The organism is Candidatus Paceibacterota bacterium (genome assembly GCA_028714635.1).
GTDB lineage: Bacteria > Patescibacteriota > Minisyncoccia > Phycocordibacterales > JAQTLZ01 > JAQTLZ01.
This window is the reverse complement of sequence record JAQTLZ010000001.1, coordinates 14,133-30,653: the sequence shown is the minus strand read 5'-3', so window position 1 is coordinate 30,653 and position 16,521 is coordinate 14,133. Positions and strand designations below refer to the sequence as shown.

At 41.2% G+C, this 16,521-nt stretch carries 15 protein-coding genes; 12 read left to right on the top strand and 3 right to left on the bottom strand.

Annotated elements, in window-relative coordinates:
* Positions 1-90 precede the first annotated feature (90 nt).
* Positions 91-465, top strand: coding sequence for a hypothetical protein (locus PHS53_00165; GenBank protein ID MDD5356550.1), 375 nt, complete (start codon positions 91-93; stop codon positions 463-465).
* A 109-nt stretch (positions 466-574) separates the two neighbouring features.
* Here PHS53_00165 and PHS53_00160 read toward each other — a convergent pair whose 3' ends face one another.
* The 3 genes from PHS53_00160 to PHS53_00150 form a co-directional block, all read right to left on the bottom strand.
* Positions 575-1,192: a metal-dependent hydrolase gene (locus tag PHS53_00160; GenBank protein ID MDD5356549.1), complete on the bottom strand. Its 618-nt coding sequence runs from the start codon at positions 1,190-1,192 to the stop codon at positions 575-577.
* Positions 1,193-1,274: 82 nt separating this feature from the next.
* On the bottom strand, positions 1,275-2,294 hold the full coding sequence (gene murB, locus PHS53_00155) for a UDP-N-acetylmuramate dehydrogenase (GenBank protein MDD5356548.1): 1,020 nt from the start codon (positions 2,292-2,294) through the stop codon (positions 1,275-1,277).
* Positions 2,295-2,715: 421 nt separating this feature from the next.
* A complete protein-coding gene (locus tag PHS53_00150) occupies positions 2,716-4,848 on the bottom strand; it encodes an O-antigen ligase family protein (protein ID MDD5356547.1) in 2,133 nt (710 codons plus the stop codon).
* Positions 4,849-4,935: 87 nt separating this feature from the next.
* Here PHS53_00150 and gmd point away from each other — a divergent pair, with 87 nt between their 5' ends.
* Genes gmd through PHS53_00095 form a run of 11 tightly spaced genes read left to right on the top strand, consistent with a single transcriptional unit; the run spans position 4,936 to position 16,499 of the window.
* The gene (gene gmd, locus PHS53_00145; protein ID MDD5356546.1) at positions 4,936-5,970 is read left to right on the top strand and encodes a GDP-mannose 4,6-dehydratase; all 1,035 of its coding nucleotides are present in this window, start codon (positions 4,936-4,938) and stop codon (positions 5,968-5,970) included.
* A gap of 4 nt (positions 5,971-5,974) precedes the next feature.
* Positions 5,975-6,904: a GDP-L-fucose synthase gene (locus PHS53_00140; protein MDD5356545.1), complete on the top strand. Its 930-nt coding sequence runs from the start codon at positions 5,975-5,977 to the stop codon at positions 6,902-6,904.
* A gap of 40 nt (positions 6,905-6,944) precedes the next feature.
* A complete protein-coding gene (locus PHS53_00135) occupies positions 6,945-7,190 on the top strand; it encodes a helix-turn-helix domain-containing protein (GenBank protein ID MDD5356544.1) in 246 nt (81 codons plus the stop codon).
* 40 nt (positions 7,191-7,230) lie between these two features.
* Positions 7,231-8,523, top strand: a complete 1,293-nt coding sequence (gene aepX / locus PHS53_00130) for a phosphoenolpyruvate mutase (protein ID MDD5356543.1) — start codon at positions 7,231-7,233, stop codon at positions 8,521-8,523.
* 12 nt (positions 8,524-8,535) lie between these two features.
* Positions 8,536-9,660 carry a phosphonopyruvate decarboxylase gene (gene aepY, locus PHS53_00125; protein MDD5356542.1) on the top strand — a complete coding sequence of 375 codons (1,125 nt, stop codon included), beginning with the start codon at positions 8,536-8,538 and terminating at the stop codon, positions 9,658-9,660.
* Complete coding sequence (locus PHS53_00120) at positions 9,653-10,810, top strand: phosphonoacetaldehyde reductase (protein MDD5356541.1); 1,158 nt, start codon at positions 9,653-9,655, stop codon at positions 10,808-10,810. The genes aepY and PHS53_00120 overlap by 8 nt, the downstream gene beginning before the upstream one ends.
* A gap of 55 nt (positions 10,811-10,865) precedes the next feature.
* Complete coding sequence (locus PHS53_00115; GenBank protein ID MDD5356540.1) at positions 10,866-12,170, top strand: flippase; 1,305 nt, start codon at positions 10,866-10,868, stop codon at positions 12,168-12,170.
* Between the two features lie 24 nt (positions 12,171-12,194).
* Positions 12,195-12,980, top strand: coding sequence for a LicD family protein (locus PHS53_00110; GenBank protein MDD5356539.1), 786 nt, complete (start codon positions 12,195-12,197; stop codon positions 12,978-12,980).
* Between the two features lie 5 nt (positions 12,981-12,985).
* Complete coding sequence (locus tag PHS53_00105; GenBank protein ID MDD5356538.1) at positions 12,986-13,951, top strand: glycosyltransferase; 966 nt, start codon at positions 12,986-12,988, stop codon at positions 13,949-13,951.
* A 26-nt stretch (positions 13,952-13,977) separates the two neighbouring features.
* Positions 13,978-15,654, top strand: a complete 1,677-nt coding sequence (locus PHS53_00100) for a glycosyltransferase (protein MDD5356537.1) — start codon at positions 13,978-13,980, stop codon at positions 15,652-15,654.
* Positions 15,654-16,499, top strand: a complete 846-nt coding sequence (locus PHS53_00095; protein MDD5356536.1) for a polysaccharide deacetylase family protein — start codon at positions 15,654-15,656, stop codon at positions 16,497-16,499. The genes PHS53_00100 and PHS53_00095 overlap by 1 nt, the downstream gene beginning before the upstream one ends.
* Positions 16,500-16,521: the final 22 nt, after the last annotated feature.

The window sequence follows — 16,521 nt, the reverse complement described above, 5'->3', positions numbered from 1 at the left end:
TTGAACACAAACCGAGCCTAAAAGGCTCACTGATTGGAGGTTGATAAGATGGTAGCATTCCTTTTTCTTCTACAGGGTTTTTGTTTCGTGATGGCAGGCGTCTTTTTCAAGGAACAGCCGACTCTCTGGCCTGGGATTCTCTGCCTTGGAATCGCGCTGGTTCTTACCGTGGTTATTGCGCTTTGGGGGCACACAAGTGGCAAACCGGGAGGAGTTTGGAGCCTAGACCGAAACAAGCAGTATCGAGTACTGGCCCGCGCAAGTTCCGAACGCGCTGAGGGAGATGGAGTATATGATCTCACTTTCACCGCCTCCGAACTGGTTGTCCTGCAAAGTGCAGACGACCCAAGAACTGTCTTTACGATAATCACTGACAAGTGCTACGTAGAGAAAGGCGACATGGTGGTGGTCAACGAAGGCAGGTTGGAGGCTGTGCCGGATTACGAAATGGACCTCACGGCCTAAACCGCCAGAATTTGAAGTAAACGGAATTTCCGCGCTTCGACTGGCGGTTTTCTGTTGCCAAAATTTTTAAAATAAAATCGGGCTGGCGTTTTGGCGCCAGCCCGAGGATTCATTTACTTCGCATCTTCACTACCAACAGCGTTATCATACCGACAGCGAACGCTATGTACTCGCTCACCGAAACCCATGTTAACCGAAAGTAGGTCTCGACGAACCAATTATCATTTCCATACCGCTCTACCGCCTGGACTTCATCCTTTGGCCAACGAATCTGCGCGCGCGGCGGCCAGAACGCATCCCTATTCTCCACATCAGTGAAAAGCTTTATGCTGACGTCGGAGAATGGAGCGAATGGTTTGATGCCCCATCCGATTCCGAATGAATCGTGGAAGAGGTGCCACAAGACGCATACCCCGTACAATGCGCCAAACATCTTCCCATATTTGATCCATATAATGGCAAAGATGAAAAAATGCAAGAGCGGCCAATGACCAAATTCCCGATGTTCGTGCGAGTCCGAAGCATAGAAACTGCCAGCGCTGAAAATCTTATTCCAGACCCAAAGTGGATTCGGGATAAGATCGGGAGCAATGACAAAAACAAATGCCCACAGGAAATGCTTCCACTCTAATTGAGTACCGTAACAGTACCCGACCAGAAGCGTAAGAAAGACACTCACCCCCCAATCTCCCACTTCCGGGAGGATGAGTTTCGCGAGGAAAAGCATACAACCTCCTTTCAGTGAAAAAAATGAGGCTCACAATGAGCTCTCTATGCTAGAGAATAGAATAAATATCCTGTTTTGTCAACTACACAATGTTGACCTCAAATTCAATTTCAATCCCTGTTTTTTCTTTCACTTTCGCTCGCATTTCTTCCGCGAGTTTTTTTATTTCCTCTGCAGTAGCTTTGCCCCAGTTCACAAGCACAAGCGCCTGATTTTCAAATACTCCAGCATCACCATGCCGCACGCCTTTGAATCCGCAGATAACATCGAAAAGATAGCCAGCAGGAATTTTTACCAGCCCCTCCCCTGCTGGGAATGAAGGAAGTTTAGGATAATCATTGAGAAGTTTCTCAAATTCTTCCCTCTGGATAATTGGATTTTTGAAAAATGAACCAGCTGTACCGAATTTTTTCAGATCTGGAAATTTCTTCGAGCGGATTTCAATCACAGCATTTCTAACTTCTTCCTGCGTTGGTTCAGTAATCTTCTTCTCTTCTAAATATTTCTTTACATCTTTGTAGCTCGTATTAAGCTCGCCGTTCTCTTTGAGAAAAAATGTAACTTTCAAAATAACGAGATGTTTCCCCTCTTCATGTTTAAAAATACTGTCGCGGTAGCCAAATTCGCATTCCTTTTTTGTCATTGCAAAAATCCCTCCGGTTAAGGGATCGAAAACTTCGACAGAATCAAAAATATCTTTCACCTCGGCGCCGTAGGCGCCGATATTTTGCACCGGAGCTCCTCCAACCGTTCCGGGAATTCCAGAAAGGTTTTCAAGTCCGAAGAGAGCTCGTTTTACTGTCTCGGAAACTAATGTATCCCAATTCTCCCCCGCTCCAACATGGACAAGCGTGCCTTTGGCGATTTCTTCAAATTCAATTCCTTTCAATTCAATTTTTACAACCAGTCCGTCAAATCCTTTTTCAGAAATAAGCACATTCGAACCCCCACCAAGCACAAGCATCGGGACTTTTTTCTCTTTGGCAAAAGCAACCGCCTCCTTCAAATCCTTCTCATTTTGAACAAGACAAAAATACCGGGCTTTGCCCCCGATCTTAAATGTTGTATGCGGTGCTAACTCAATATTTTCCTGAATCTCCATTGATGGTACTTTCGATGCAAGAATTTAGATGCTATCCGAGGCGCGGATGAGCATTGTGACCAAAATGTACTTAATAGTACATTGCGGGAACAAGCGGAATCCGCAACGATGGAGAGCGCTAAATTATTGCGTCGATACATAGTCGGCGGATGCTAGCTCCAAAATAATGTCTTATATGTGAGTGCAGAGCCGCCGACTATATATCGAAACAATATACTTTATTATAACATCAAAAGAAACTGCCAAAAACTTTACCCCGTAGCAAGCTTTGCTCTCCTACTGGGGTTGACTTTTAAGCTAATGTTTGCTACGATACAGTCGTGTGAGTTAACGAAAGTTAGTTCCCAAAAAGAATGTCTACGTGAGCCCCCTCCTCGGAGGGGTTTTGCGTTTTTATACGCCAAAATAGTCCCGCAAAAAACTATTGATTCGCCTTTTTGTACACATCGAGCTTTTTTTCGAATTCCGCATTGAGCGCACTAATCGCGTCTTTTTCCGCCTGACTCAAAAGCCCCGTCTTTAATTCTTGCTGAAGAAAAACAGTATTGAGGTCGATATATTTCTTCAGCTGGCCGGTTCGTACATAGGCGCCGACAAGTTTGTTATCAGGAACGAGATACGTATGATATCTCGGCAATAGGAGTTCTTTCACCAAATCATCCCTTTGAGCAAAAACCGCGAATACTGCATAGAGAGTCCGGATAGAATCATTTTCCGGCTCTATATCGAATGCCTGTTTCATAGTTTCTAACCCTTTATCTTTAAGATCAGTATCGAAGTATGTGATTGCGATCGCAGACAACATATCCTGCCTCTTCGGTGAAAGTGCAAGAGCCTTTTCAATATTTTTCCTTGCCTCGTCAATAGCGCTAAACCGAGTAAGAAATTGCCCTAGAAAAAATGGATACCGAGCATCAAGCGGTTCCTCTTCTATTTGTTTCTCCATCTCATCTTTGGCAAATACAATATAGTTCTTTTTTAATTCATCCGAGGCTGAAGAAGCAGCAACACTGGAAGCGCTTTGAACCAGTTGAGTACGTATTTCCGGCTTCCCCAAAGTGTCATAAGAGAGCGATTGTTTAAAATAATCGAGACTCTTTGCAGGATCAACTCGTTGCCATTGTAGCGCATTTATAAGAGAAGTGTTGGAAAGTATTTGGGGAATATTGAGAAAATAAATTGCAATCGGTAAAACGATGATAACTACGGGGATAAGAATAGATTGGACACTTTGAGATGGCTCGTTTGAAATTTTCTTGGGAAACTCTTTTTCTGAAGCATCAGCTATTCCATTTTCTATAGATACAAAATGAAAATAAGAAAGTACGAAGATAAAAAGAAGGTAGCTTGTGAGATTATCGAACACGAAAAGGTTGTGGCAGAAATATGCAGCAAGCAACCCCGTGAACACGGCCTTATCGGTCGCAGAAAATAAACCTCTTTTCTTCCAAATACAGAAAAGAGACACTACGAAAAGAGAAAGGTAAGCGAGAAATGCTAAAGCACCTCCCGCAATAAGCCAGTCGAGGACTACGTTATGGGTGCGGTCAAACCAAGGCTCCTGATTCCACATTTTCGCGTCATAATATTTCTGAAAGACGAGGATAAAATTCTCCTGTCCCCAACCGAAGATTGGGTGTTCTTTGAAGCCTTGATACGCCATCTTCCAAATGAGAAATCGCGATTCGGTGGTCTGCTCTGTTAAAGAAATGGTCGCGAAACGATTCAAAACGGAGCTATTCTTCACAAAACTTGTGTTTTTTGCCGCAAAGAAAAGCAGGACGATGGCAACTACGCCGACGCTGGCTATTATGGATATTTTTCTCAAGGTTTTGCGTTCTCTCTCAAAAATGCCAACAAGGATAGCGATGAGGAAAAATCCTCCAATAAGACCAATGATGGAACCACGAGTTGCTGTGTAATAAACAATGACAGTATTAAGAAGCGCCACCCCGGCATATATAATCTGCATCCGCCTTTCTCTCGAACGCAAAAGAAGGAAAAGAGCAAGAAAGACATGGAAGATCATATAAATCGCCATATAGGCAGAGTTTCCAATCGGTCCGTCTACACGAGAACTGCTTTGATGAATTTCAAGAGCGCCGAAAAGCTGAAGAAACCCGTACAACGCCATTGCCATACTGACTACAAGCGCGGAATTGAAAAAACGCGTCCATAGTTTCTTAGTGTTAAGCACGGAGCTTCCAACAAGAAAGAGCGCGAAAAGATGGAGGTGAGTGATCAAACCTTCCATACGCTCAAAGTTGCTCCAAAAACTCCTATATGGATTAACTCCAAGAAAATCTGCGAGAGTAATAGCAACAATGAAAGCCAGAAAGGCATAAAAAAGTGCTGAGCGCTTGGGCAGGAAACGTCTGTCACGAAAGATGAGAATGAGCCAAAGGCCAAAAATGATTTCTACGATAATGCGGAACACAAAATTCTTTCCAGTAATAAATGGGAAAAACATCGAATTGAAAACCAAAAAGGGAATGAGGAGAAGAGCAAAAATGCCGACCAGAATGCTTCGGTGGAGAATTTTATTTGTTTCCATGAGAGGTACTATACCACACGCTTCAACTTCAAAAAACCGAAGAGATTGATTGACATCAAAAAAAGAGCGGGATACGATGAAACGACGATGAAACGCGCTCTCATTACGGGAATTACAGGCCAGGATGGCTCATACTTGGCAGAACTGCTTCTCGAAAAAGGATACGAGGTCCATGGCATCATAAGACGCGCAAGCACCTTTAATACAGAGAGAATTGAACACTTGTACCAGGATCCTCACATACGAGGAGTAAAATTGTTTCTTCACTACGGAGATCTCGGAGATGGAAGTAATCTAAACAGAATCCTGGAAGAAGTGAAGCCAGATGAAATTTATAATCTCGGAGCGCAAAGCCATGTCCGCGTGAGTTTCGATATTCCAGAATATACGGCAGATACAGACGGATTGGGAACACTTCGCATTCTCGACGCAATCAGAGACACCGGAATTAAAACAAAATTTTACCAAGCTTCGTCAAGCGAAATGTTCGGGAAAGCAATTGAACTCCCGCTCAAGGAAACCAGCCCCTTCTATCCCCGATCTCCCTATGGGTGCGCAAAACTTTACGCCTACTGGATCACCAAAAACTATCGAGAAAGTTACGGCCTTTTCGCTTGTAACGGAATTTTGTTCAACCACGAATCCCCTCGCCGAGGAGAAACATTTGTTACCAGAAAAATCACCCGAGGGCTTTCGAGAATTAAGGTCGGAAAAGATGAAAAACTTTTTCTCGGAAATTTGGATGCCAAAAGAGACTGGGGCTACGCAAAGGACTTCGTCTATGGAATGTGGCAAATGCTTCAAGAAGAAAAGCCTGATGATTATCTCTTGGCTACAGGCGAAACACATACTGTACGAGAGTTTGTCGAAGAATCGGCAAAGCTCCTCGGCTTTGAAATCGAGTGGAAAGGAAAGGGACTCGAAGAAAAAGGGATGGATAAAAAAACAGGAAAAACTATTATCGAAATCGATCCGAGATATTTTCGTCCCGCAGAAGTGGATGTGCTCCTCGGGGATGCGACCAAAGCATTCAAAACATTCGGATGGAAGCCAAAAGTGGGATTTAAGGAACTCGTAAAAATTATGGCTGAAGCTGATCTCAAACTCGCGGAAGAAAAATAAAAAGATGGACAAAGAATCAAAAATATTTGTAGCAGGACATACCGGTCTTGTCGGAAGCGCAATAACTCGCGCTCTGGAAGCGGAAGGCTACAAGAATCTCATTTTAAAAACACACAAAGAACTCGATCTTATCGATCCGCGAGCGGTTTCCGATTTTTTCGAGAAAGAAAAACCAGAGTACGTATTTTTAGCAGCGGCAAAAGTGGGAGGGATAATGGCAAACCAAACCTATCCCGCCGATTTTATCCGCGAGAATCTTCTTATTGAAAGCAATGTCATCCACGAAAGCTACCGAGTCAAAGTGAAAAAGCTCCTTTTCCTCGGCAGTTCATGCATCTATCCGAAACTCGCTCCCCAACCGATACGAGAAGAAAGTCTCTTGACGGGAAAACTTGAAGAGACGAACGAGGCATACGCGATCGCGAAAATTGCAGGAATCATAATGTGTCAATCATACAATCGGCAATACGGAACAAATTTCATCTCTGCAATGCCGACAAATCTCTACGGCCCGAATGACAATTTCAACCCGGAAACCGCTCACGTCATCCCCGCCCTCATCAAAAAATTTGATGATGCGAAAAAAGCTGGCGCAGAATCAGTGACGCTTTGGGGAACGGGAAAACCCCGTCGAGAATTCCTCTTCGTAGATGATCTTGCCTCTGCATGCATATTTCTTATGAACACCTACGACGGAAAAGATCATCTAAACATAGGCACGGGAGAAGACCTCACTATAGAATCTCTGGCTAATCTTATTAAGGAAGAAATCAAATTTGAGGGAGAAATAAAATGGAATGCCGGAATTCCCGATGGCACTCCTCGAAAACTTCTCGACGTAACTCGTCTTCACACTCTTGGTTGGAAACATAGTGTCTCGCTTGAGGATGGAATCAAGAAAACTTATCTCTGGTACAAAGAAAATACCAAGTGAACCTTTTGACACCTTCTGACACCTTGCTATAATGGCAAGTATGGAAGAGATCAAGCCTCATGGCGTCTATACTACTGCGGAAACAGAGAAAGTTCTCCGTGTAAGCACAAGCACCATGAAAAGGCTTCTCAAAAAGGGTCTTATTCGTGCTAATAAAGTGGGTGGGCAATATCGAATACTCGGAAAGGAAATCATACGGCTCATATCTCCCGAAGCCGAAGAGAAAGCTGTCCGCTCCTACCTTTCGCTTAAAAAGAAAGTCACTGATAAAATGAGCGAGTGGTAAGAATATTTATTACGAATTATCTAGTAATTCTTAAAAAATCATGAAAAAGGTCTACGTAGCAATGAGTGCAGACATAATTCATCCGGGCCATTTGAATATCATAAACACTGCATCCCAATACGGAGAAGTTATAGTTGGGATCTTAACTGACAAAGCTATCGCTAGTTATAAACGCTTGCCTTACATGACTTACGAACAGCGGAGTGAAATAGTGAAGGGATTGAAAAACGTATCCAAAGTAATCCCGCAGGATACATTAGACTATGTTCCCAATCTGAAAAAAATCAGACCTGATTATGTTGTACACGGAGATGACTGGCGGGAAGGAGTACAAAAAGAGACTCGACAAGGAGTCATTAATGCACTAAAAGCGTGGGGTGGTAAATTGATAGAACCAAAATATACTTCGGGCATTTCTTCAAGCCAGCTTCATAATGCTATAAAAGAGATCGGCACCACGCCAGATATTCGCAGATTGAGACTGCGCAGATTACTAAATGCCAAAAACATTATCAGCGTTATGGAGGTGCACAGCGGATTAGGAGGTTTAATCGTTGAAAATTGCAAAGTATCTCAAAAAGGCAAGGACAAAGAGTTTGATGCAATGTGGCTTAGCAGTCTCACAGATTCGACATCAAAAGGCAAACCAGATATTGAATGCGTGGATCTGACTTCCAGATTGCATACGGTCAACGATATTTTAGAGGTAACCACAAAACCAATAATCTACGACGGAGACAGCGGCGGGCATCCAGAACAATTCGTATTTACTGCTCGGACATTGGAACGGCTAGGAGTATCTGCCATCATTATAGAAGATAAAACGGGATTGAAACAGAATTCTCTGCTAGATCAAGGAAACATCCAACCGCAAGAAACAATAGAAAAAATGAGCGAGAAAATTAAAGCGGGAAAACATGCACAAGTAACGGAAGATTTTATGATAATTGCGCGATGCGAAAGCTTGATCATAGGAGCTGGCCTCGAAGATGCGTTAAAACGAGTCACCTCTTACATAAAAGCTGGCGCTGACGCCATCATGATTCATAGTAAAGAAAAAACACCCGATGAAATATTCGCTTTTTGTAAAGCTTATGCAAAACTTCCTCTCTCCCGTCATGTGCCTTTAGTTGTCGCACCAAGTACCTATTCACAAGTAACGGAAACCGAACTGCATAAACATGGTGTGCAGATCGTCATATACGCGAATCAGCTACTGAGAAGCTCATACCCAGCAATGCTGAAAACAGCAGAGACAATACTTATGAACGGAAGGGCGAAGGAGGCCGATAAATTATGCGTCTCCATTAAAGAAATAATCGATTTAATATAAATCCACAGAATTATGATCGGCTCTAAAAAATTCTATAATTGGCTTGACCAGCAAGGGATTTCATTCTTTACGGGTATTCCTGATTCACTCCTAAAAGATTTTTGTGCCTTCCTTTCCGTCAATGTACCAAGTGAAAAACATGTTATTGCGGCAAACGAAGGTGGCGCTGTTGGGTTAGCCACAGGACACTATCTCGCCACAGGCAAACCCGCTCTTGTATATATGCAGAATGCTGGACAAGGAAACGCAGTCAATCCCCTTCTTTCACTTGCCGATCCAGAAGTGTATGGAATCCCCATGATTCTTCTCATTGGTTGGCGAGGAGAACCGGGAGTACAAGATGAGCCCCAGCATATCAAACAAGGCAAAGTAACTTTGCCTTTACTAGATGCAATGGGAATAGCCTGGAAAATAATACCTGAAAACGAACTAGACGCTCGAAAAGTGATTTCAGAGATAATTACTTATGCAATTAAACATAGCTGCCCCGTTGCACTCATCGCAAAAAAAGATACGTTTGAGAAATATGCTGTCTCGACAAAAAAATCTTCTTTTCTTCTCTCAAGAGAAGATGCGATTCGAGAGATAGTGTCATCACTTCCTCATCATGCAGCAGTCATCTCTTCCACTGGGCATATCTCTCGCGAACTCTTTGAGCTTCGCAAAGATGACCACCGAAAAGATTTTCTGACTGTAGGTTCGATGGGACACGCTTCACAGATTGCAATGGGAATTGCGATGCGCCATCCGAAACGTACAGTAGTCTGTTTGGATGGAGACGGCGCAGCGCTTATGCATCTTGGATCATTAGCAATCATTGGCCAATCCTCTTTAAAAAATTTTAAGCATATTATATTAAACAATGGAGCCCATGGTTCAGTTGGAGGACAACCGACTGTTGGTTTTAAAATAGATTTCCCCAAAATAGCAAAAGCTTGCGGTTACACATTTGTGAAATCAGTTCACACAAGGAGAGAAGTCAAAAAAATCATGCCAGTACTTTTAAAAACAAAAGGAAAAAATCTTCTCGAGATCAAAGTTTCTTTAGAAGTACGCAATGATTTGGGTCGACCAACTTCTACCCCCGTAGAAAATAAGGATATGCTTATGAGCTTCCTGAACGGAAAAAATGAATGATACAAAAATCCAAAATGTTCACTCCGGAGAAAAGGGGTCTTTAGAGTTCGTTGAAAAATTCTTAGATGGACGAGAAAAAAATTCATCAGTATTTGTCGTTGCTGGAGAGTCTTCTTTTAAATTGTCTGGAGCAAAAGCATTTTTCGAAACGATACCCAATATTCCTATGACTTTTTTTCATGATTTCTCCTCTAATCCAAAGATGGAGGATGTAGAAAGAGGAATAGAAGTGTTCAGAAGTCTGCCCCACAGTCTTATCATAGGTGTGGGCGGAGGAAGCGCTATCGATATCGCAAAATCAATCAATTTTTTCGTATCCCATAAAATTGCTCCCAAGAAATATAGCCCGGAGGAGAAAATCCCGGCCCAATCCTGCATGCCTCTTATGGCTGTACCAACAACGGCCGGCACTGGAAGTGAGACTACCCAATTTGCTGTACTGTACGATGGAATGATCAAAAAATCAGTTGATCATAGTTCAGTCTTACCCTCGCATGTACTTTTAAATGCAAAATTCACAGAATCACAATCTCCTTACCTGACAGCGTGTGCTGGAATGGATGCCTTTGCTCAAGGAATTGAATCATACTGGGCAGTTAACGCGACTAATGAATCCCTGCGATACAGCGAAGAATGCATACGGACCTGTTTAAAGCATCTAGAGAAAGCTGTTGTGAATCCAAACAAAACAGAGAGAAAAGAGATGTTAAATGCTGCACACTTGTCAGGCAAAGCAATAAACATCGCGAGAACTACAGCACCTCATGCGTTTTCATATGCCATGACCGCCCACTATGGCCTACCGCATGGCCATGCTGTTAGCCTCACTTTACCAACAATGTTTAGAATGAACGGTAAAATAACTTCACAAAATATCGATACTCGTCTCGAGCTTTATTCCTTTCGACAAAGAATGCAAAACCTTTATTCTTTTTTTGGAATACACCATGAGGCAGATGACGTAGCTGCTTTCCTGGAAAAATTGATGGACAAAATTGGTTTGCCTAGAAAATGGTTTACTGAAAAAAAATATAATCTTGAAGAAGTAAGGAGTACGATCATACGAGAAACGAACCAGGAGCGCCTACGAAATAATCCTAGAAAAATCGAGGACAGTGAACTTGCAGAGATCGTAAAAAATATATACTAGAAAGTGGACTTCAAAAAAAATGTTTAACTATTTGCTCAAAATCATAAAACATCTTATGCCGGAGTGGATGTATGAACGCCTCATTGGACAATGGGGAGATGGCTTTAAGAAATATTTTATGAATACCAGCTGGATGTTCTTCGGACAAATGTTTTATTTACTGATGACCTTTTTCATCGGAGCATGGGTGGCAAGATATCTCGGACCAACCAATTACGGCATTGCAAACTATGTTTTTGCCTTTGTTGGGATCTTCGGATTCATCGCAAATTTAGGCATCGGAACCATTTTAGCTCGTGATTTAGTAAAACACCCAGAAAAAAGAGAGGCTCTCATGGGAACCAGCTTCATTCTTTTATTTTGCGGGGGAATTATTGCTTTTTTATCGGTCGTCATATCGGCCTTTATCTTTGAACCGTCTTTTTTCCTTAGAAATCTGATAATTCTATACTCTTCCACCTTCATCTGGTCAGGATTCGTAATTATCTCTACCTTTTTCCAATCATCAGTTCAGGCGAAAAAAAACGTCAGCGTATCCATGATATCAACCACGGCAGCGTCAGTGTTAAAAGTTATGCTTATTGTATACGGGAAGGGAGTTACCTGGCTTATATTTATCCTCGTTTTTGAATCTTTGCTGAATGCGGCCATGAGTTTTTACATCTACAGGAAGAATGGATACAATTTCCGACACTGGAATTTTGAAAGAGAAATAGCAAGAGATATGTTATGGGGAGGACTTTTTCTTATGCTTGCAGCTGGTGCCAGTTTCTTATTCTTAAAAGTCGATCAAATAATGATCAAATGGTACTTGGGCGAGACATCGGTGGGTTTCTATGCAGCTGCAGTACGATTAGTTGAAATATGGTACTTTATTCCTGGAATTATCTGCTCATCGCTTTTGCCTGCAATTGTAAACGCAAAAAAAGTTAGCGAAAAAATATATAAAGATCGTCTGCAAAAATTGTACATGCTTTTAGCTTTTATAGGAGTGATAATCGCCGTTCCTTCAACTTTTTTTGCGCCATGGGCAATCAAGCTTTTATTCGGTAATGCTTATATGGAAGCCGTGCCAATCTTAAGAATTTACGTTTGGTCTGGAATCGGGTTGTTTACGTTATGGGGCCTGCAGCAATATTTCTTATCCGAAAACCAATTGAAAGTAATTTTCTACTTGTACCTTTTCCCAATGATCCTGAATATTCTTCTAAATTTCTTACTTATCAGTAAATTCGGTTTAACAGGAGCAGCTTGGGCAACACTTATCTCTTATTCAGCTGCGCCAATATTAGCACTAAGCTTCATGGGTGCCCATAAGTCGAGAAGCGCTTCTAGAGTTGGAATTTCAAGAGAAATATAATTATCCCGTAGTGAAAATCGAATTATGATAAACGAACAAGAGAGAGAGGAATGCCGTCAAGTACAGTTGAAACTCTTGGGGGCGCTTGACGCAATTTGCAAAAAACACCAATTAACGTATTGGATCGATTTCGGTACTTTACTCGGCGCTGTGCGACACGGAGGTTTTATTCCGTGGGATGATGACATAGATGTCTCAATGCCCATAGCAGATTACCGAAAATTCATAGAAATCGGAGGAAAAGAGTTGCCACGGGATGTTTTTCTTCAAATCCCCCAAACTGACAAAGCATACAAACAATACTTTGCCAAACTCCGTGATTGCTATTCTACCTTTCTTGAACACCACGAAACGGGTACGGAACCGTATCACCATGGCATCTATATAGATATTTTTCCTTCAGTGGTATACCCAAGGATGCCGAGAATGTTGCGGAGAGTTCTAACCTACGCAACTTTAAGGACGCGAGAAAACACTTTCGTAAAATCAAAAAATGTTGTTTTAAATTATTCGGCCTATCTTTTTTGTAAATTAATCTGGTTCATCTTTTCACCCTTCAGGGGCGACAAAATTGGACAAACACCTGAAGACAACGGCTATATGTATGCTATACCTCTCGAATATCTCTACCCACTTAAAGACATAAAATTCGAGAGCAGGCTCTACCCCGGACCAGGAAAGCCTCATGAATATTTATCTGTCATATACAAGAATTATATGACTCCTCCAACCCCTGAAAAGCGGATAGTTCACGCAAAAACTATCCTTCCCCATACTCCCTGTAATCACCCGCGAGCATTGCATAAATAATCTTTATGGAAACCTCACAAAGAAAATTGGCTCCTGTCGCTATTTTTGTTTATAACCGTCCAGATAACACTCAAGAAGTAGTTGCGGCGCTTCAAAAAAATTACTTGGCGAGCAAAACAGATGTCTTCTTTTTTTCTGACGGACCAAAGACCGAGCGAAGCAAAAAAGACGTGGAAGAAGTTCGAAAGTATTTAAAGACAGTTACAGGATTCAAATCTGTAACCATCACAGAAAGAAGAGAAAATATATATCTCGAAAGAAATATAATCGAGGGGGTCACCGAAATAGTAAACAAATACGGAAAAATTATAGTTTTAGAAGATGACGGAGTGTCTGCAAAGAATTTTCTTACATTCATGAATGACGCTCTCGATTTTTACGAACATACGGAAAAAATTATGCACATAGCGTCTTTTACATTTATACGGATGCCCCATGATTATCGAAAAACTATTCTTTGGCGCTATTCAGAAAACACCGGTGGCGGATGGGGTACATGGAAAAATCGTTGGGATAAATTTCACTGGTTCCAAAATGAACACGAAGCTCTTTCTCTTTTATCTGAAGAACAAAAAAACAAAATTGAGCTGGATGGTGCTTTTAGATGCCTGGGTTCATTAAAAGCACATCCTATTCCCTGGGACATTTGTTGGTACATCGCCATAACATTGAATAACGGATTGGCGGTGAATTCTCCCAGATCTCTTATAAAAAATAATGGGCTATTCAATGGAACCCATTTTACTGCTCTCAATCGATTGCTCGGCAAAAGTCCTTTCGAAGTCGATCTTGATAAGAATGAACTTATAATAATGGGAGACAAAATCACAGAAAATGTTGGGGCAATTGAATTATTAAAAGAATTTTATGGCAAAATGGGCGGGAGAAAGAGAGATAAGATATTGCATTTCTTTGTACAAATATTGGTATTTCTCAAGATCACAAAATTGTTGAAAAAATTGCTTCAATAGATTCCTTAAGATAAACTCATACTGTCATGCCCAACCTCAAATTAAGCCTTATAATTCCATGCTATAACTGCGAAAAGACATTGGCAGAAGCTGTAAATTCTTGCTATACACAGGGGTTTCAAAATGATGAATTTGAAGTACTAATGGTTGATGATGGTTCAACAGATAGTACGCCCGCGCTTATCAAACAACTCGCTCTAGAACACAAAAATATTCGATATTTTTTTCATGAAAAAAATCAGGGAGGTGGCGCAACTCGAAATACTGCGGTAGCAAAATCCCTAAGTGAAGTCATATTTTGCCTTGATAGCGACGATCTTTTACCAGCGGGATCTCTTTCGAAAATGTACCAATATTTAAAGGAAAAAAAATGTGATGGCGTAAGCATACATCGCTCGATAAAATTTGGAGGAAACAACATAAAAAACATCGATCACATAGATGTATCCCCTTATCCGGACAAAAAAATACCATTCAAATCACTTATAAGGCCAGAAGAAGAATTCTGCCCGCTCGACGTCACGTTCATGTACACGAAAAACGCTTTTCAAAAGATTGGCGGATATCCAACCAAACACGGCTTCGATACCCAAGGATTTTCTTGGAGATTTCTTTGCGCTGGGCTCGTAGCGTATACATGCCCAGATGCTGAATATTTGCACAGAATACACTTTACTAGATCATATTATCTAAGAGAATACGATGCTGGAAGAGTAAATTATAACTGGAGAGACATACTCTTAGAGCATTACTATGTTTTCAATCCTAAAGCCCTTCATTTTATTACAGCATTTGACTGTTCAAATTTCACGAGGAATATTATGGACGAACTTAGAAATCTAGGCGATATTTTTGTAGTTAATTTGAAAGACGTGCTTGAAAAACCGCATCCTCCAATAAATATAAATCTTCCTGAAAAAATTTATATTCGCAGAAATAGCCTCCAGGGTTATGTGTTAAGAGTCAAACAGTACAGAAATGTATCATCGCTTTTTAGAAAAATTGCAAAAAAATTGCGGCTTTCTCCAACTACAAAGAAATTCCTTCATCGAATAACAAAACCGGCAACATTTTACTTTCTTAGAAACACCTCGAAACCGCTAAGCAACTACTATGGACTCGAACGAGGAGAGGCGATTGATCGCTTCTTTATTGAAAATTTCCTCAAGGAGAATAAGCAATATATCAGAGGCGCATGTCTCGAATTATTAAACAATAAGTATACGAATGTCTATGGAGGAGAGGAGGTTACCAAAAGCGATATTTTAGATATAGAAGACTCAAATCAGAAAGCAACAATAATTGATGACTTACGACAACTAAAAACGATCACTGATAATGCTTACGATTGCATCATACTCACTCAAGTGTTCCAATTTATCGACGATCTCGCAGCGGCAATTTCTGAATGCCACCGTGTACTAAAAAAGGGAGGCACCATCCTTGCGACACTTCCCTGTTTAAGTAGGATCGACTGTGTCGCCGGTCTTGAGGGTGACTATTGGCGTTTTACACTAGCAGGAGCGAAATACTTGTTTCAAAAAAAATTTCTACCAGAAAATCTTTCGATAAAAGCGCATGGAAATGTACGCTCGGGGTTATTTTTTTATGCAGGACTGGCTCAAGAAGATATCTCCCTCAAGGCACTGAAAAAAGATGACTCAGACTTTCCGACGATTATCAGCGTAAGAGCCATAAAATAATGAGAAAATTTTTAAAGAAAAACATCAAGCCGTTTCTCGTCTTTATCGGCTGCTATTCATTTGCATATCGTTTGTATTTTTTTCTCCTGTACTCGAACACAAAACTGATCAACTTTTTCTCAAAAACATTCTCCAAAACAGCGCCCATCCTTCTTTATCACCGAATCACAAAGATATCTAATGATCCGAACATGCTTTGTGTAAGTCCAGAATATTTCGAAACACATCTCCGTTTTCTTAAGAAAAATTATAAAGTGATCCCCTTATCAAAACTCAGCGGGGAGCTAATAGCCGGCACTATCACAGGCAGAGAAGCGGCTATTACTTTCGATGATGGATATCAAGACAATTTAACCAACGCACTTCCTCTTCTTGAGAAATACAACCTCCCAGCAACGATTTTTATTACCACAAGTTCTCTCGGGAAACGAGCGTCTTACGAATGGGATATGGAATATAAAGAAACTGATCGGGCAAATTTCTTGAGCGAAACTGAGATTAAAGCACTTTCTAGTCACCCTCTCATAGAGATTGGAGCGCACACCCTCACTCATCCCCGTCTTATCGATCTTGACCCAAAAGAACAAAGAATCCAGATAGAGAGAAGTAAAACTGCTCTCGAACAAATCACAGGAAAAAGAATCAGCAGTTTTGCTTATCCATTCGGCGGTTATTCTGATTTTGATAAAACATCAGAACGAATAGTGGAAGAACTCGGTTTCGATTTCGGATATTCGAATACTCAGCGGTTCGCACGAAAAACAAAAAATCGCTTTTGTATCCCTCGTATTAATATCCGAGAATATGATGAAAAGACATTCTCCAACATACTAAATCCTCTTTAGTAAATAACACATACTGTTAAAC